This window comes from Rhodoferax sp. PAMC 29310 (assembly GCF_017948265.1).
Taxonomy (GTDB): Bacteria; Pseudomonadota; Gammaproteobacteria; order Burkholderiales; family Burkholderiaceae_C; genus Rhodoferax.
In genome coordinates, this window is the sequence record NZ_CP072852.1 from 2,725,190 (window position 1) to 2,741,985 (window position 16,796).

Annotated in this window: 21 protein-coding genes and 2 pseudogenes; 6 read left to right on the plus strand and 17 right to left on the minus strand. The window is 56.7% G+C overall.

The features are described 5' to 3' along the window. Nucleotides 1-613: 613 nt before the first annotated feature. From istB to J8G15_RS12620, 8 genes and pseudogenes are all read right to left on the minus strand, one after another. Complete coding sequence (istB, locus tag J8G15_RS12585; RefSeq protein WP_210542386.1) at nucleotides 614-1,456, minus strand: IS21-like element helper ATPase IstB; 843 nt, start codon at nucleotides 1,454-1,456, stop codon at nucleotides 614-616. Then, nucleotides 1,446-2,970, minus strand: a pseudogene (gene istA, locus J8G15_RS12590) (IS21 family transposase). The gene istB and the pseudogene istA overlap by 11 nt, the downstream one beginning before the upstream one ends. A gap of 144 nt (nucleotides 2,971-3,114) precedes the next feature. Then, a pseudogene (locus J8G15_RS12595) lies at nucleotides 3,115-4,064 on the minus strand (IS5 family transposase). Between the two features lie 88 nt (nucleotides 4,065-4,152). Beyond that, nucleotides 4,153-5,928, minus strand: coding sequence for a phosphoenolpyruvate--protein phosphotransferase (gene ptsP / locus J8G15_RS12600; RefSeq protein WP_210542387.1), 1,776 nt, complete (start codon nucleotides 5,926-5,928; stop codon nucleotides 4,153-4,155). Then, nucleotides 5,925-6,194 (minus strand): HPr family phosphocarrier protein, encoded by a 270-nt coding sequence (locus tag J8G15_RS12605; protein ID WP_210542388.1) that lies wholly within the window; start codon nucleotides 6,192-6,194, stop codon nucleotides 5,925-5,927. The genes ptsP and J8G15_RS12605 overlap by 4 nt, the downstream gene beginning before the upstream one ends. Continuing rightward, complete coding sequence (locus J8G15_RS12610) at nucleotides 6,163-6,609, minus strand: PTS sugar transporter subunit IIA (RefSeq protein WP_210542389.1); 447 nt, start codon at nucleotides 6,607-6,609, stop codon at nucleotides 6,163-6,165. Before J8G15_RS12610 ends, J8G15_RS12605 begins: the two co-directional genes overlap by 32 nt. Before the next feature lie 124 nt (nucleotides 6,610-6,733). Further along, nucleotides 6,734-7,234: a hypothetical protein gene (locus tag J8G15_RS12615; protein WP_210542391.1), complete on the minus strand. Its 501-nt coding sequence runs from the start codon at nucleotides 7,232-7,234 to the stop codon at nucleotides 6,734-6,736. A gap of 28 nt (nucleotides 7,235-7,262) precedes the next feature. Further along, a complete protein-coding gene (locus J8G15_RS12620) occupies nucleotides 7,263-7,967 on the minus strand; it encodes a DUF4197 domain-containing protein (RefSeq protein ID WP_370627421.1) in 705 nt (234 codons plus the stop codon). A gap of 14 nt (nucleotides 7,968-7,981) precedes the next feature. Here J8G15_RS12620 and J8G15_RS12625 point away from each other — a divergent pair, with 14 nt between their 5' ends. The 4 genes from J8G15_RS12625 (at nucleotide 7,982) to J8G15_RS22140 (ending at nucleotide 10,922) form a co-directional block, all read left to right on the plus strand. After that, the gene (locus J8G15_RS12625; protein WP_210542393.1) at nucleotides 7,982-8,479 is read left to right on the plus strand and encodes a TlpA disulfide reductase family protein; all 498 of its coding nucleotides are present in this window, start codon (nucleotides 7,982-7,984) and stop codon (nucleotides 8,477-8,479) included. Between the two features lie 220 nt (nucleotides 8,480-8,699). After that, nucleotides 8,700-9,731, plus strand: coding sequence for a UDP-glucose 4-epimerase GalE (gene galE / locus J8G15_RS12630; RefSeq protein WP_210542396.1), 1,032 nt, complete (start codon nucleotides 8,700-8,702; stop codon nucleotides 9,729-9,731). An 87-nt stretch (nucleotides 9,732-9,818) separates the two neighbouring features. Beyond that, the gene (locus J8G15_RS22135; RefSeq protein ID WP_370627422.1) at nucleotides 9,819-10,490 is read left to right on the plus strand and encodes an NDP-sugar synthase; all 672 of its coding nucleotides are present in this window, start codon (nucleotides 9,819-9,821) and stop codon (nucleotides 10,488-10,490) included. Between the two features lie 33 nt (nucleotides 10,491-10,523). Then, entirely contained in the window at nucleotides 10,524-10,922 is a 399-nt protein-coding gene (locus J8G15_RS22140) for a hypothetical protein (RefSeq protein WP_370627423.1), read from the plus strand. 150 nt (nucleotides 10,923-11,072) lie between these two features. Here the strand turns inward: J8G15_RS22140 and J8G15_RS12640 are convergent, their stop codons facing one another. Beyond that, nucleotides 11,073-11,522 carry a cytochrome c gene (locus J8G15_RS12640; RefSeq protein ID WP_210542398.1) on the minus strand — a complete coding sequence of 150 codons (450 nt, stop codon included), beginning with the start codon at nucleotides 11,520-11,522 and terminating at the stop codon, nucleotides 11,073-11,075. Nucleotides 11,523-11,673: 151 nt separating this feature from the next. Here J8G15_RS12640 and J8G15_RS12645 point away from each other — a divergent pair, with 151 nt between their 5' ends. Continuing rightward, a complete protein-coding gene (locus tag J8G15_RS12645) occupies nucleotides 11,674-12,339 on the plus strand; it encodes a cytochrome b/b6 domain-containing protein (protein ID WP_210542400.1) in 666 nt (221 codons plus the stop codon). 67 nt (nucleotides 12,340-12,406) lie between these two features. Beyond that, a complete protein-coding gene (locus J8G15_RS12650; protein ID WP_370627547.1) occupies nucleotides 12,407-12,874 on the plus strand; it encodes a GNAT family N-acetyltransferase in 468 nt (155 codons plus the stop codon). A 41-nt stretch (nucleotides 12,875-12,915) separates the two neighbouring features. On the opposite strand, the gene J8G15_RS12655 is transcribed toward J8G15_RS12650, so the two are convergent. From J8G15_RS12655 to rplB, 8 genes are all read right to left on the minus strand, one after another. Next, nucleotides 12,916-13,422 (minus strand): peroxiredoxin, encoded by a 507-nt coding sequence (locus J8G15_RS12655; protein ID WP_210542403.1) that lies wholly within the window; start codon nucleotides 13,420-13,422, stop codon nucleotides 12,916-12,918. Nucleotides 13,423-13,518: 96 nt separating this feature from the next. After that, nucleotides 13,519-13,788 (minus strand): 30S ribosomal protein S17, encoded by a 270-nt coding sequence (rpsQ, locus tag J8G15_RS12660; RefSeq protein ID WP_210542405.1) that lies wholly within the window; start codon nucleotides 13,786-13,788, stop codon nucleotides 13,519-13,521. A gap of 9 nt (nucleotides 13,789-13,797) precedes the next feature. Beyond that, nucleotides 13,798-14,004 carry a 50S ribosomal protein L29 gene (rpmC, locus tag J8G15_RS12665; RefSeq protein WP_210542407.1) on the minus strand — a complete coding sequence of 69 codons (207 nt, stop codon included), beginning with the start codon at nucleotides 14,002-14,004 and terminating at the stop codon, nucleotides 13,798-13,800. 15 nt (nucleotides 14,005-14,019) lie between these two features. Beyond that, complete coding sequence (gene rplP, locus J8G15_RS12670) at nucleotides 14,020-14,436, minus strand: 50S ribosomal protein L16 (protein WP_209393184.1); 417 nt, start codon at nucleotides 14,434-14,436, stop codon at nucleotides 14,020-14,022. A 2-nt stretch (nucleotides 14,437-14,438) separates the two neighbouring features. Continuing rightward, nucleotides 14,439-15,323: a 30S ribosomal protein S3 gene (rpsC, locus tag J8G15_RS12675; RefSeq protein ID WP_210542408.1), complete on the minus strand. Its 885-nt coding sequence runs from the start codon at nucleotides 15,321-15,323 to the stop codon at nucleotides 14,439-14,441. Nucleotides 15,324-15,339: 16 nt separating this feature from the next. Further along, nucleotides 15,340-15,669: a 50S ribosomal protein L22 gene (gene rplV, locus J8G15_RS12680; RefSeq protein WP_210542411.1), complete on the minus strand. Its 330-nt coding sequence runs from the start codon at nucleotides 15,667-15,669 to the stop codon at nucleotides 15,340-15,342. 10 nt (nucleotides 15,670-15,679) lie between these two features. Next, a complete protein-coding gene (rpsS, locus tag J8G15_RS12685) occupies nucleotides 15,680-15,958 on the minus strand; it encodes a 30S ribosomal protein S19 (protein ID WP_210542413.1) in 279 nt (92 codons plus the stop codon). Between the two features lie 11 nt (nucleotides 15,959-15,969). Next, nucleotides 15,970-16,794: a 50S ribosomal protein L2 gene (gene rplB / locus J8G15_RS12690; RefSeq protein WP_210542415.1), complete on the minus strand. Its 825-nt coding sequence runs from the start codon at nucleotides 16,792-16,794 to the stop codon at nucleotides 15,970-15,972. Nucleotides 16,795-16,796: the final 2 nt, after the last annotated feature.

The following is a 16,796-nucleotide window of genomic DNA, read 5'->3' on the forward strand; positions in this document are numbered from 1 at the left end:
AGTTCTTAAGCAAGCTGCACATTCGCCTCAATTCGGCCTCGACCGGTAAGTGGCTAGGTTGTTTCGCCATAAAAATACCGAATTCACCTGATTTATTGAAACTTCAATTTGTCAAATTTTTCTAAAATGTTAGATTTGATACAATGTATAAAAATAACATTGCTTCATGGGTAAATTCTTTGCGTTTATGCGGTCTGAATACGATTCTTTTGCATGTGTGTTGTGTTTGATGTGGAGGTCGTTGCGCAAACGTGGGAGGGCTGGTGATGGCCTGCCTGGCGATTGGCGTCCTATGCCCAACTTAAGGGCAGTTCCCCGTACCTGCGTGACTGTCCGCAGAACCACTGCGTGTCGCGGGATTGTGGCGGCTGAAGCTTTCTTGAAAAATCTAGTTGGGTCGCTTACTGTTGGCGCCAATCGAATACTGGCCACCTGCGCCAATCGAAGTCTGGCCAGGGGCTAAAGCTGGCAGTTTGAATGCCAACTGTGGATAACTATATCGGTTAGCTGGTTTTGCTGATTCCCTTTCTATTGGTTTTCTGCCGGAATTGATCATCAATGGCACCCTGCGTAAGGCGCAACCCGAAGTCGCTGGCCTTGGTCGTCGCGACGATCAGAACGGATCAGTTTCTTCAGTGAGCGAAGCCTCTCCACGCGCAGCGGTCTTCCTTGATTGCTCCCTGGATTTGATCTTCCCCTTGGCCTCTTTGGAACTGTGCCGGAATCGATAAGAGTCGTTGCCGATCTCAACAATGTGGCAATGGTGCGTGAGTCGGTCCAGCAATGCCGTCGTCATCTTGGCATCCCCGAACACACTGGACCATTCCGCGAACGTCAGGTTGGTAGTGATCAAGACACTGGTGTGTTCATACAGCTTGGATAGCAGATGAAACAGCAAGGCACCACCGGCCTGGCTGAATGGCAAGTACCCCAGCTCATCCAGAATGACCAGATCCAAACGCATCAAGGTCATGGCAATCCGACCCGCCTTGCCACTGGCCTTCTCCTGCTCCAGTGCATTGACCAGATCCACCGTGGAGTAAAACCGAACCCGCTTGTGGTGTCGTGTCAGACCCGAGATACCCAATGCGGTTGCCAAGTGCGTCTTACCGGTGCCAGGCCCGCCAATCAAAACCGCATTCTGAGCATCCTGCGTGAACGACAGGTCCGCCAATTTTTGGATTAGTGTCTTGTCGACGCATGACATGTCGAAGTCAAACCCCGCCAAGTCTCGATGCACAGGGAACCGCGCTGCCTTCATCTGGTGGGCAATCGAGCGGATATGCCGGTCCACATCTTCAGCCTGTAACAAATGCTCAATCAGCCAACGCGAGGGCTCGATGCTGGCACCTTGCTCCATCAAGTCACCCCAGGCGCTGGCCATGCCGTGCAATCGCAACGCCTTGAGTTCAACCTGGACGTCACGTACTGTTTCAATCGGATGATTACTGCGCATGACTCACCTCCAGACCATCTTGGTGGGTGGGACGCAGTCGGTCATACCGTGCGGTATCGGCTCTAGGAACATGGGTCAGTTGCAACGCCGTTTGCGCCCGTTCTGGTGTGGCAGGTGTGTTCAGGCGTGCCAGCACATTGCGCACATGCTCGGCGCTGACGCTGCCACTCGGTGCTGCACCTTCGAGCAACAACGACACCGCTACCAGCACTGCCTCCAGCCCGGCTTGTGGGACCATGGCCAACACGTCGGCCATGACCCGGTCCCCTCCTGGGTGGCGCAGCAGGGACTGGCGCAGACGCAGTAGCGGCTGTGGCATGTCCAGAAACGGCGCTCCGTTTCGCAAAGCCCCCGGCTTTCTTTGCACCAGGTCGATGTAGTGCTGCCAGTCGTAGTCGGTTTGACCGGAGCCGGTCATCCTGGGGTGACTGGCCACGATGGTGTCCTCGGCAGCAACCGCAATGCTGTTTGGATATAGCCGGGTACTCACCATGTGTCCCGCCCATTCGCAAGGCACAGAGTAGCGGTTGCGCGCCACCGCCACCAAGCAGGTACTACTGACCCTGGCAGATTTCTCGACGTAGCCATCAAAGGGCGCAGGCATGTTCATCAAATACGGCCGTTCCAACTCCAGCATTTCGGCCACCGTGAATTGCTTGTGGACCGGGTGCGTTGTGTCCGACCACAAAGATCGGCAACGCTCACCCAGCCAGGTATTGAGTTCAATGAAGGAGCCAAAGCGGCGGGTGTCAGCTTCAATCCAGATGCGTCGGCGGCTGTCTTGCACGTTCTTCTCTACGACGCCTTTCTCCCAACCAGAGGCGACGTTGCAGAAGTCCGGATCAAACAGGTAGTGGCTGCACATCGCCGCAAAGCGGGCGTTGACGATGCGCCCCTTGCCCTTCTTGACCTTGTCCACTGCCGTTTTCATGTTGTCGTAGATACCCCGGCGCGTGACCCCACCCAACGCCTGGAAGGACCGGGTGTGTGCATCAAATAGCATTTCATGGCCCTGGCTGGGGTAGGCCACCAACCAGAACGCCCGACTGGCGCACAGCTTCAAATGTGAGACCTGCACCTTGTAGAAGATGCCGCCCACCACCAAACCTTCATCGCTCCAGTCAAACTGGAACGCCTCACCCAACTCAAAACTCAATGGCACGAAGGCTTTGCTGGGCAATTTGCCCGTCTTCTCGCGCCATGCGCGAATGAAGTTGATCACCATGCTGTAGCCGCCCCGGTAGCCCTGAGCCTGGATTTGCTTGAACAAAGCGCGTCCAGCGCGCCTGCCATGTTTAGGCCGATGGGAGTCAGCCTTGAGGGACTGATCCAGTGTTTCTTCAAAGGCGGTTAGTTTGCCGTCAACACTTTCTCTGACGTACTTGGGTGCTTTGTCGCCAGGCGTTGAGCCACTTCTTGACCGTCGTGCGCGACAGTCCGGTGACCTTCGCAATTGCACTGTGGGAGAGTTTGTCGCGCAGTTTCATGCGCCTGACCTTGCCTATCATTTCCATGGTGATCACCTTTTAAGTACCTGCTGAAATATTCAGCAGGTCAGTGGAACACCCTGGCCAGTTTTAGATTGGCACTTATCCGTTTAGATGACTAGTTTTCGGCTGGCGGCAACACCCTGCTTTCAGGCGCACTCATGCCCGCACTCACATCAGTTTGCTGCGCACCATCCAAAGATTGGACAGCGCAAACAACGTAACGAGTTGGGCCGTGTTCTTCTTCAGCCCACGGTAGCGAACGCGCGCAAAACCGAACTGGCGCTTGATCACGCGAAAGGGGTGCTCAACCTTGGCACGAATGCTGGCTTTGAGCTTTTCAGCTTGATCCGCCAGTGCATCGGCTTTGTTGTTCTCTTTGTCCAGTGCCCTGCGTTGGCCCGGGCGCATGGCCACATGCCAGGTGACATCTGGTCTCGCATCGGGGCGTTTCTGAAAGCCTTGGTAACCCGCATCACCAAAGGCGACTGATTCCTGCCCGTGCAGCAAGGTGTTGGCCTCGGAGATGTCGCTGACGTGGCCCGAGGTGCAGCGCACCGTATGCACCAGGCCTGAGTCGGCATCCGCGCCGATATGGGCCTTCATGCCGAAACACCATTGATTACCCTTTTTACTCGAATGCATGTCAGGGTCGCGGGTTTTGTCTTTGTTCTTGGTCGACGGTGGTGCGGCTATCAACGTGGCGTCCACCACCGTGCCAACTTTGAGGAGTAAGCCGCGCGCGATCAGGAGGTCATTGACGGTGGCGAGAATTTGTTCGGCCAGCTTGTTTTTTCCAGTCGGTGACGGAACCTCAGAATGGTGGACTCATCGGGCAGACGCCCAAACTCTTCAAGCTGAGCAAACTGGCGGTACAGCGGGGTATCAAAGAAGGCCTCTTCCATGGCCGGATCTGAGAGCGTGAACCATTGCTGCATGAAGTGGATACGCAGCATGGTGTGAAGCGAGAACGGGGTCCTGCCGGCTCGACCTTCGGGATAGTACGGCGCAATTACTTCCACCAGCGCCGCCCACGGAACGACTTGCTACATCTGCTCCAAGAACACTTGCGTGCGGGTTCTTTTGGCAGTCAGATTGATGTTCAGGGCGGCTTGTTTCATGGATCGAATTCTCACAACCAGGGCTTACGTCAAGCAAACAGATAGGGGAGTTATGCAGAGCTTCCATAAGCGTCTTCATCTGCGGGACTCAGGGCTGCAACATGCGCGCGGCGGGGTCCTCGTCAGCCAACACCTGGGCGGCCCATGGCGTGAGTTTTTCAGTGTCCGAGCGCAAGATCTCCTGCTTGACGGCCAAAATCTGCGCCGGGTGCATGGAGAAACTGCGCAGCCCCATGCCCAGCAGCAAACGGGTCATGGTCACGTCGCCGGCCATTTCGCCGCACACACTCACCGGCTTGCCTTGCGCCTGGCACTCGGCAATCGTGTCAGCCACCAGCCGCAGCACCGCAGGGTGTGTGGGGTCATACAGGTGGGCCACCGACTCGTCCGCCCGGTCAATGGCCAAGGTGTACTGAATCAGGTCGTTGGTGCCAATCGACAAAAAGTCAAAATACTTCAGGAACAGCTTGATGGTGAGCGCCGCCGCCGGAATTTCAATCATGGCGCCAATCTTCACCTGACCATAGGCCACGCCCCGTTTGTCCAGCTCCACGCGAGCCCGCTCAAGCAAGGCCAGCGTGTGGCGAATTTCGTTGCCATGCACCAGCATCGGAATTAGTAAATTGATTTTTCCGTGCGCGGCGGCCCGCAAAATGGCCCGCAACTGGGTCCTGAACATGGCGGGATCAGCCAGGCACCAGCGAATGGCCCGCAGCCCCAACGCCGGATTCAGGTGTGCGTCTTCTTTGGCCGAGTTGTCCAGCGGCTTGTCCGCTCCCACGTCCACCGTGCGAATGGTCACCGGCAGGCCGTGCATGCCTTCAATGGCCCGGCGGTAGGCCTGGTATTGCTCCTCCTCATTGGGCAATTTTCCCTGGCGCCCCATGAACAAAAATTCGCTTCGAAACAGGCCCACACCAACGGCGCCAACCTTGACCGCGCCCACCGTATCCTCCGGCATTTCGATATTGGCCAGCAGGTCAATCTTTTGCCCGTCCAGCGTCACCGAGGGCGTGTGCAACAGGCGCGACAAACGCCCCCGGTCCAGCTCATGCTGACGCTGCTTGAACCCATACTCCGCCAAGATGATGGGCGAGGGGTCGACCACCACCACACCTGCGTCGCCGTCAATGATGACCCAGTCGTCCTGCCGCACCAGATGACTGCTCAGCCGGGCGCCGACCACTGCGGGAATATCCAGACTTCGCGCCACAATGGCCGTGTGAGAGGTCCTGCCACCCACATCGGTGATGAAGCCGGCAAACACGCTTTGTTTGAACTGCAACATATCCGCAGGCGACAAGTCGTGGGCCACCAGAATCAGGGGAACGTCCACCGTGTCGTCCAGCAACAGGTCTTGCTGAGAGCTGTTGCGCTGAGGCCGGCTCATCGGCTGCATGATGGGAGACGCAACGCCTTTCAAAGCGCGCAAGACCTTTTCCGTGATCTGCTCCAAGTCGGCCTTGCGCTCACGCAGGTACTCGTCTTCCATCTCGTCAAACTGGCGTGCCACCACCTCCAGCTGCGTGGTTAGCGCCCATTCGGCGTTGTAAAGACGATCGGTGATCCAGTGCTTGACACCCCCAATCAACTCCTCGTCTTCCAGCAGCATCAGGTGAACGTCCAGCAGCGCCGTCAACTCCTGAGGCGCCTCTTTGGCACTCATGTGCGCAATATTGGCCTGCAAGCGGTGCAATTCGTCCATGACCGCGTCACGTCCCGCGCGAACCCGGTCAATTTCAGCCTTAACCTGGTCTGCCGAAATGAAATAGTGGGCCACATCCACCCGACTTGAGGCCACCAACACCGCACGGCCAATGGCGATGCCGCGTGCGACCGGCAAACCATGTATGGAGAAAGTCACTCACCCTCTCCAAACTTGTCCCCGATCAGGGCCAGCAAAGCGGTCAAGGCCTCTTCCTCGCGCTCGCCGTCCACATCAATCACCACCGTGCTGCCCATGCCCGCGGCCAGCATCATGACGCCCATGATGCTTTTGGCATTCACGCGGCGCTCGCCTTTGGCCATCCAGACCTCACAGGGAAAACTGCCAGCCAGCTTGGTCAGCTTGGCAGACGCCCGGGCATGCAAACCCAGCTTATTGCTGATGGTCGTGCTTGTCTTGATCATTTGTCTTTCTTTGTTGATTTTGAGGCGCCGTCACAGCGACGGACATGATCCCCTGCGCGCCTCCCGCCAGAGAACGCGTGACCAGGGATTCCAGCGACTCATGGCGGTAGGTCATCGCCCGAAGCAGCATGGGCAAATTCACACCCGACACCAGCCTGGCGCCCACTCCGTCCACCAATTTCTGCGCCACGTTGCAAGGCGTGGCGCCAAACACGTCCGTCAAAACCAGCACGTGGCTGGCGCCGAGCAAGGCCATGGCCTGGCGTGCGCCGGCCAGCGACTCTTCCGGCGGGACGTTGGGCTGAACATCAACCACGCCTACAGCGTCCGCCCCGTCGGGGAACACATGCAACACGCACTGGCGTAGTGCACTGGCCAGAGGCGCATGAGCGATGATGAGAATGCCGTTGTTCATTATGGAGACTTTGGATGGCAGTGGCCCGGACTTGTTTTGCCGTTCAACTCTCTATCCCTGTTTGACGCGATTATGGCTGCTTACGGGTCAAGTTCCAGCTCGCCGGGTCAAGGACGACGACGGTCTACTCGATCTGAATGCCGTCGAAATAATCTTGGGCCACTTTATCAACATCACCATCTGCATACACGGCAACTTGGTAGAGCGCCCCGCCGGCGGCAAACCAGGCCGCCCGCATCGCCACCGGCGACCCGTCCGTCCGTTGACCAGTGGTGCGAATTTGCGTCGGCGCCAGACTCGCACCAGCCTTTTTCAAATCAAATGGCTCCGCCTCGGCAGGCACCCCTTGCATGCTGGCCAACGTGCCCGCTTGCCAGAGCCCGCGCAGCGCGTCGGCGTCGATCGAGCCGTCCAGAGTCACATAGGCCAAGGTGAACATGGCACCACCCGCCTCGCAGCCCATCATGGTCATTTTCACAACATGTGCCCCCAAAGGAATCGACTGGACCCCCTGGTCGGGTCGGCAGGGAAACAGCGCGACCAAAGGGGCGCCTTCGGGGCGTAACTCGCGCCAGTTCAATGCCGGGCTGCACCCCAACAAAAGCATGGCCAATACGCTTGCCATGACAACACATCGTCGCTGCACCATGGCGTCAGCTCAACGCACCAAAGACTTTTTTCAGCACTGAACTGCCGGTACCGACCGGGTCTTGTCGGATTTTCTGCTCTTCTTCCCCAATCATCAGGTACAGGCCATCGAGTGATTTTCCGGTGACATAAGTCTCAATATTGGCGTCCTCTTTCTTTAGCAGCCCCAGGTCCGCAGCTTTGCCTGCCACCTGGTTGTACTTGTCCGCCATGCCCACTTTGGCTGTGGCTTGGGTGACCACCGGCAAGAACTTGATTGCCAAGGGTGCCCGGGTTTTTTCGGCAAAGAAGCTCGTGACCGAAGTCTCGCCACCGTCCAGAATGTTTTTGGCATCGCTAACGCTCATGGATTTAACCGCGCTCACCAGCAGGTTTTTGGCCATGGGAACGGCGGACTCAGCGGCTTGATTCATGGCCGTGACCAACTCATCGACCCGACCGCCCTGGCCCAACATGGACAGGAACTTGGCCGCATCGTCCAGATAGCCGGGCAAAGGAATTCGAACTTTTTCGTTATTCAGGAATCCACCAGGCCTGCCCAGCAGATTGACGGCGGCCAGCGCCCCTCTCTCCAGTGCCACTTTGAGACCCTGTGACGCCTCCGCTTGCGTGAGATCTCCCAGTGTGAGTGCATGGGCTCGTTGGTGCGCCATCAAAATGACGGCGGCCATCATGGGCAATGGAATGGAACTAAACTGACGACGATTCACGGTGGACCCCTCTTATGAAGAAAACAATTTACCTGGCCGTATTGGCCGGCGCTTTGGCGGTTGGTGGCACCGCCTATGTGCTTTCCAGCACTCCACTGGCGCCACCCAGCTCGTTTGTGATGCTTGACGGCTCCAAGAAAGATACCTCAAGCTTTAAGGGGAAAGTCACCCTGGTCAACTTCTGGGCCACCAGTTGTGTGACTTGCGTCGCGGAAATGCCCCGCATTACTTCTACTTACGAGAAATATGCACCCAAGGGATTTGACACCATCGCGGTGGCGATGAGCTACGACCCCCCCAGTTATGTCGTAAATTTCGCCGAAACTCGGGCGCTCCCCTTTAGCGTGGCCATCGACAACACGGGTGCCGTTGCCAAGGCCTGGGGCGAAGTCAAACTGACACCCACAACGTTCATCGTGAACAAGCGGGGTGAAATTGTCAAACGCTATGTTGGCGAACCCAATTTTGCAGAACTCCACAAGCTGATTGAGGAGTTGTTGGCTGAGGCCTGAACTTGTCCACCTCTAGCAGGGCCTTCTGACCCAGCCATAGGCCCCTTGTGACGGCGTTTTCTCTCAGATGCCCGTCGCCGCCCCAATATACTGACCTGCTGTGGCCTGAGGTCGCAGCGCAAATGGCAAGTGGGCCAGTTGGGTCAGCCTGTATTTGTAGCGGCGCCCGCCATCGCATTTCGGCGCCATCGAAATTTGACGGGGTTGGGAGGCCCATTTCATGACGAAACACAACAAAATTCTGGTAACAGGCGGCGCGGGCTACATTGGCAGCCACACCTGTTTGGCGCTGTTGCAAGCTGGTTATCGCGTGACAGTGTTGGACAACTACTGCAATAGCAAGCCCGAGGCGCTGAACCGGGTAGAAAAGCTGGCCGGGAAAACACTGACTCGGGTGAAAGGCGATGTACGTGACCGCGCTGCGCTAGAAGACGCGCTGCGCCAAAGTGGCGCCACCGTGGTGATTCATTTCGCCGGACTGAAGGCGGTAGGCGAGTCAGGTGAGATGCCATTGAGCTATTACGACAACAACGTGGTGGGCACACTGCGCCTGCTGGAGGCCATGCAAGTGTGTGGTGTGAAGTCGATGGTGTTCAGTTCGTCAGCCACGGTGTATGGCACACCTCAGCGCCTGCCGCTGACGGAGGACCATCCACTCTCGGCCACCAACCCTTACGGGCGCACCAAGCTGGTGGTGGAAGACATGCTGCGCGACGCGTTTGCTGCCAACGCCGATTGGCGTTTTGGCATTCTGCGCTACTTCAATCCCGTGGGTGCCCACGAGAGCGGCCAGATGGGGGAAGACCCGCAGGGGGTACCGAATAACCTGCTGCCCTTTGTGGCACAGGTGGCAGTGGGTCGACGCGAGCATTTGAACGTATGGGGCAGCGACTACGACACGCCCGATGGCACAGGAGTGCGCGACTACATCCACGTGGTGGACTTGGCATTGGGCCATTTGCGCGCACTGGAAGCACTGGGTAACGCCGAGCGTGGCTTGTGCAGGGCTGTCAATCTGGGCACCGGCGTGGGCTACAGCGTGATGGACATGGTGCGGGCCTTTGAGCAAGCCAGTGGACAGCCGGTGCCGTGCAAGGTGCAGGCCCGACGCCCCGGTGACGTGGCGGCTTGCTACGCCGACCCGGCCTTTGCCAAACAGTTTTTAGACTGGGAAGCGACACGCGACCTGCCCACCATGTGCGGGGACGCTTGGCGCTGGCAGCGGCAGAACCCCCAGGGATACGAAAGTTAAATCCGGACCGAGACCGCTGCACCGCTTCACGGTACGAGGAGTGGCAATAAATCACATGAATGCCGATCGGCAAGCAGGAAGGAACCAATGACTAAAGGCATGATCTTGGCAGCCGGGCAAGGCACGCGGGTCCGCCCGTTGACGCGCGACTTACCCAAACCCATGGTTCCCATTTTGGGCAAACCAGTGATGGAATACCTGATCGAGCAAATGGCCCGCTACGGCGTGCGCGAGATCATGGTGAACGTGGCCTACCACCACCGAAAAATTGAACACTATTTCGGCGACGGCAGCCGCTGGGGTGTTGAGATCGGGTATTCCTACGAAGGCATTCTGGACCATGGCGACGTCATCCCGAAGCCACGCGGATCAGCCGGCGGCATGCGCCATATCCAGGACTTTTCTGGTTTTTTTGACGAGACCACCCTTGTGGTCTGCGGCGACGCACTGGTGGACCTGGATATTGGCGCGGCAGTGGCCGAACACAAGGAGAAAGAAGCGGTAGCCAGCGTGGTGGCGCTAGATGTAGAGCGCGACCAAGTCAAGTATTACGGCATTGTTGTCCCCGACCCAGTCGGACGTGTCTGCTCATTTCAGGAGAAGCCAAATCCCGACGCTGCCCGCTCAACCCTTGCTAGTACAGGGATTTACCTTATGGAGCCAAGCGTCATTGACCTGATTCCCCCTGGGCAGACCTTTGACATTGGTTCGCAATTATTCCCTTTGCTGGTGGAGAAAAACCTCCCCTTTTATGTATAGAACCGAATATTCAATTGGATCGATATTGGCCGGGTGAGTGACTACTGGACCGTGCTTCAACGAGTGCTGCGGGGAGAGGTCGCCAACATGGATATACCCGGCCGTGAAGTGCGCTCCGGTGTTTGGGTGGGCTTAAACACGCGAGTCGACTGGGACCATGTGGAGGTCGAAGGGCCGGTGTATATTGGCTCGAGCGTAAAAATTGAACCCGGCGCTCGTATCATCGGCCCAACTTGGATCGGCCACGGCAGCCACGTTCGAGCGGGGGCGACTGTCGAGCGAAGCGTGCTGTTTGACTACACCCGCATTGGCGAGGGGATGAAATTCACCGACATGATTGTTTCACCCGAGTATTGCGTGCACAACAAGGGCGAGACCTTTTACCGGGGTGACGATCATTGCGACTTGCGCTGGAGCGACGCTCGGGGCTAGTTTATAGCGTCAAGACTGTCCATCGGAGACGAGAACAGCCCGTTGTGTGCAGCCATGCTCCCAACGGGGGCCTCTCGCGCATCCACAACACGTCACAAACCGCTTCAACAACTCCAAAGCGTTTAGAGGAGTGTGAACACGCCTCCCAACTCACTCCTTGCGGAAGGCATCGTGGCAGGTTTTGCAACTGCCGCCGGTGGCGTTGACAGCGGCTTTGATGCTGTCGAGGTTGCCGGTTTTGGCAGCAGCGGACAGTTTTACCATTTCGGCTTGCATCTTTTCAGCGTATTCGTCAAACTTGGCGCGCTCTTTCCAGATCTCTGGCTTGGCACGGGTGTCCCCTTTGTCGGTGCCTTCTCCAAACGCCGTCCACGGCAGACGGCTGACATATTCGGCCACGGCGGCGCTGTCGGCGGCCACTTTGGCATCAAACGGAATCTTGCCCCCGGCCATGCCAGCGACACGCCCAAAATTTTGCTGCATGACAAACAAGGCACTCTTGCGGTACTTGACAGCGTCTTCGGCCTTGGCAAACTGTGCGTGAGCGGGGCCGTAGGCGGCAACGGCGGCAATGAGAACAAGTGACAAGATAGGCTTCATCAGAACTCCTTGGTAACAGGGTATTTAAACTAGCGAAATTAGTGTACTGAAAAGTCAATTTTTGTGCAGCGCTTGCTTACCCTATGGCGGCCGCGCGAAACAAGGAAGCCTTCGTTGGTATTCTCTATTCACGTCAAAGCGGAGATTCAACATGAGCAGCAAGGTTAGGGTTTGGGATTTGCCGTCACGGATTTTTCACTGGCTATTGGCGTCCTCTGTGATTGGCTTGGTCGTTACTGCCAACGTGGGCGGCGCGGCAATGGAGTGGCATTTCCGCCTGGGGTATACCGTGCTGAGCTTGCTGCTGTTTCGACTGGTTTGGGGCCTGGTGGGTGGGCGTTGGTCGAGGTTTTCGTCGTTTTTGTATTCACCGGCCACGCTCTGGCGTTACATGACCGGGCGAGGCCGCCCCGAGCACTCCATCGGCCACAACCCCATGGGTGCGCTGTCGGTGTACGCCATGTTGGTGTTTTTGCTGCTGCAAGTGGGCGCCGGCCTGTTCAGCGACGACGAGATCTCTGCCTACGGTCCGTTGGGCAAGTTTGTGTCAAACGAGACGGTGGTGAGCGCCACGTTCTATCACACCAACGTGGGGAAATTTATTCTTCTGGCGCTGATTGCGATCCACTTGATTGCCATTGTTTACTACGTGTTCAAAAAGAAAAACAACCTGGTTCGCCCCATGCTGTCCGGCGACAAAGCCACAGATGTGCTGGTGCCACCGTCGCGCGACGACGGCGCGTCGCGCTTGCTGGCGCTTGCCATTTATGCGATGTGCGCGTCTCTTGTGGCGGCAATGGTTAAGCTAGCGTCTTAGGCCTGCTCAAGGCCCGGCCGGAAATCGTTTTGGAAGCTACTTTCTGGTGAACACTCACACACTTGTCATCGCGCCACCGGCCTTTCCTGATGACCTGATCGCGCTTCAGTCACTCTTTCAAGACTATGCGACCCGCCTAGGTGTGGACCTTTGTTTTCAGAACTTTGAAGCGGAGATGGCAGGCCTGCCCGGCGAATACGCCGAGCCACGGGGGGCGCTGTTGATAGCAACGGTAGACGGCGTGACAGCGGGTTGCTGTGCCTTGCGGCCGCTGGACAGCGTGGACTACGCGAATGCGTGTGAGATGAAACGTTTGTTTGTACGCCCTGAATTCAGGCGTCTGGGCTTGGGGCGGCAACTGGCAGAGGAAATCATGGAGCTGGCCCGCATGGCCGACTATGACTGCTTGTTGCTCGATACCCTGAATGACATGGAAACAGCGCGGGCGCTTTACCAGGAGCTGGGGTTTGAGGAAATTCCACCTTATTACTTCAACCCGATTGAAGGTGCACACTATTTGAAGGTGCAGCTCTAGGCAGAGCCGCAGTAGACGGCACAGCCTAGAGCAGGGGTGGCTTAGCCCTTGGCTTGTTCCAGCAGCGTGGCTGCGTCACTGACCTCGAACTTGCCGGGGCCTTCAATGTTCAATGTCACAACCTTGCCGTCTTTGACGAGCATGGAGTAGCGATTGCTGCGCAGGCCAAGGCCCTTGCCAGTCAAATCAAGTGTCAGGCCGGTAGCTTTGGTGAAGGTGGCATCACCATCAGCCAACATGCGAACTTTGCCATTGGCGCCAAGTTCACGCGCCCAGGCGCCCATGACGAAGGCGTCGTTCACGCTGATGCACCAGATTTCGTCAACGCCAGCGGCGGTCAACTCTGCCAAGGTCTGGATGTACCCAGGCACGTGCTGAGCCGAACAAGTGGGCGTGAACGCACCTGGCAGGGCAAACAGGGCAATGGTTTTGCCCGCACTGGCAGCGGCCACGGCCACTGGGTTGGGGCCCATACTGCAGCCCTCACCAGCAACTTCAACAAATTCCATCAATGTGGTTGCGGGCAGGCTATCGCCGACTTTGATCATCTACTTCTCCAATATGAATGATTTGATTGCACAAACAGAAACGGCTCACATTGTGAGCCGTTTTTGAATGACAGGTGGTATGTCGCCGCTAAAGGCTTAAACCAGCGCTGCCTTTTGAACCAAACGGGTTGCTACCCAGTTTTTGGTTTTGGAAATAGGGCGGCTCTCAGTGATCTCGATGACATCACCAACTTTGAACTCACCTTTTTCATCATGAGCGTGGTATTTACTGGAACGACCAATAATTTTCCCGTAAAGCTCGTGCTTCACGCGGCGCTCAATCAGAACTGTCACTGTTTTCGCCCGCTTGTCGCTGACAACCTTGCCAACCAAGGTGCGCTTGAGGGATGTTTTAGCTTCCGTCATATGTGCTCCTTATTTGGCGGATTTTTCAGCGCTTTGCGTCTCGACAAGAATAGTCTTGGCGCGAGCAATATCACGGCGCGCAGTGCGCAATGTAGCGGTGTTGTTAAGTTGCTGCGTAGCTTTTTGCATACGGAGGCCAAAATGTGCTTTTTGCAAAGCTTTGACTTCTGCCTGCAATCCGGCAACGTCTTTTTGGCGCAATTCAGTAGTTTTCATATCATGTGCTCCTGATTACTGACCAATCATTCGTGCGACAAAAGTGGTGCGCAAAGGCAGTTTGGCAGCTGCCAAACGAAACGCTTCACGGGCCAACTCTTCTGAAACACCAACGATTTCAAAAACGATCTTACCGGGCTGAATCTCAGCAACGTAGTACTCGGGGTTACCTTTACCGTTACCCATACGAACCTCTGCAGGTTTCTGGGAAATTGGTTTGTCAGGGAACACACGAATCCAGATGCGACCGCCACGTTTGACGTGACGAGAAATCGCGCGGCGAGCCGCTTCGATTTGACGCGCTGTCAAACGACCACGATCAGTACACTTCAGACCGAAATCACCAAATGCCACTGAGCTGCCTCGAGTAGCGATACCGGTGTTACGGCCCTTTTGCTCTTTGCGGTATTTCCGGCGAGCGGGTTGCAACATAATTATTCTCCTTTTCCGTCAGCTGCTGCAGCTGGCGCGGCTACCTTGCGGACGCGCTGAACGGTGGGTTTCGTAGCGTCGGCTCCGCGAGCCTCAGCAGGTTTGTCGCTGCCATCGGCAGGGGCCGCGTTGGAGCCGGCTGGACGACGCGCACCGCGGGGAGCGGGACGGTCAGAACCAGGACGGGCATCACGACGTGGACCACGTGGACGACGCTCATCATCAGCGCGGGTTTCAACGGCGGCCGGCAGGTCGTTACGACCCAACGTGTCACCTTTGTAGACCCAAACCTTGACACCAATGATGCCGTAAGTTGTGCTGGCTTCGGATGTACCGTAGTCGATATCAGCGCGCAGTGTGTGAAGTGGCACGCGACCTTCGCGGTACCACTCGCAACGAGCGATCTCAATACCGTTCAAGCGACCCGACGACATGATCTTGATGCCGAGGGCACCCAGACGCATGGCGTTTTGCATGGCGCGCTTCATGGCACGGCGGAACATGATCCGCTTTTCCAATTGCTGCGTAATGCTGTCAGCGATCAGCTTGGCATCGATCTCGGGCTTGCGCACTTCTTCGATGTTCACGGCGACCGGAACGCCCAATTGGCGACCCAGTTCACGCTTCAAGTTCTCGATGTCTTCGCCTTTTTTGCCGATCACAACGCCCGGACGAGCCGAGAAAATTGTGATACGGGCGTTCTTGGCAGGACGCTCGATCAGAACGCGCGAAACCGATGCGTTCTTGAGTTTGGCTTTCAGGTACTCGCGCACCTTGATGTCTTCGGCCAGCATGCCCGCGAAATCGCGGTCGCTTGCGTACCAACGTGAAGACCAGTTACGGCTGATCGACAAGCGAAAGCCGGTAGGGTGGATTTTTTGTCCCATATCTTCCTGGCCTCTTTCAGTTACCAACCGTCACGTACACATGGCACGTGGGTTTTCTGATTTGATTGCCGCGACCTTTGGCGCGGGCCGTGAAGCGCCGGAGCGAAGCACCTTGCTCGACGAAAATCGAAGTGATCTTCAATTCGTCGATGTCAGCGCCGTCATTATGCTCAGCGTTGGCAATAGCGGACTCCAGAACCTTCTTGATGATCACAGCAGCTTTTTTCTGCGTGAACTGCAATATGTTCAAGGCTTGATCCACCTTCTTGCCGCGGATCAAGTCCGCGACCAAACGGCCTTTATCGACCGACAAACGAACGCCACGAAGGGTTGCACGTGTTTCCATGGTCACCTCCTTATTTTCTTTGGACTTTTTTGTCCGCTGGGTGACCCTTGAAAGTACGGGTGAGCGCGAACTCTCCCAACTTGTGGCCAACCATTTGATCAGTGATAAAGACCGGCACGTGCTGTTTGCCGTTGTGCACCGCGATGGTCAAGCCGATGAAATCGGGCAAGATCATTGAGCGACGCGACCAAGTCTTGATCGGCTTTTTGTCTTTATTGGCAACGGCCTTCTCGGCTTTAGCTACCAAATGATGGTCGACAAAGGGACCTTTTTTGAGAGAACGAGTCATTTACCTACCCCTTACTTCTTGCGACGCGACACGATCATGACCTGCGTGCGCTTGTTGTTGCGGGTGCGGTAACCCTTGGTCAAATTACCCCAAGGATCGACTGGGTGACGGCCTTCGCCTGTCTTACCTTCGCCACCACCGTGCGGGTGATCAACCGGGTTCATGACAACACCGCGGACGGTCGGGCGAATGCCTTTCCAGCGAGTTGCACCAGCTTTACCCAGACGACGCAGGCTGTGCTCTTCGTTAGCGACTTGACCCAAAGTAGCGCGGCATTCGATGTGGATCTTGCGAACCTCACCAGAACGCATACGAACTTGAGCGTAGATACCTTCACGAGCCAACAGCGTAGCGGAGGTGCCAGCGGAGCGAACGATTTGCGCGCCTTTGCCGATTTGCAACTCAATGCAATGCACGATGGAGCCGACCGGGATATTGCGGATTGGCAATGTATTGCCAACACGAATAGGAGCCTCAGCGCCGCTCATGATGGATGCACCAACTTCAAGGCCACGGGGGGCGATGATGTAAGCACGCTCACCATCTGCATAGCAAATCAGGGCGATGTGCGCTGAGCGGTTAGGGTCATACTCGATACGCTCGACCTTGGCTGGAATTCCATCCTTGGTACGACGAAAGTCAACAACACGATAGTGATGTTTGTGACCACCACCTTTGTGGCGAGTCGTAATGTGACCGTTGTTATTGCGACCAGCGTGTTGGAACTGTGGCTCCAACAACGGTGCATAGGGCTCACCCTTGTGCAGATGGTCACGCGAAATCTTCACCATGCCACGACGGCCTGGTGAGGTTGGTTTCATTTTGATAACAGCCATGA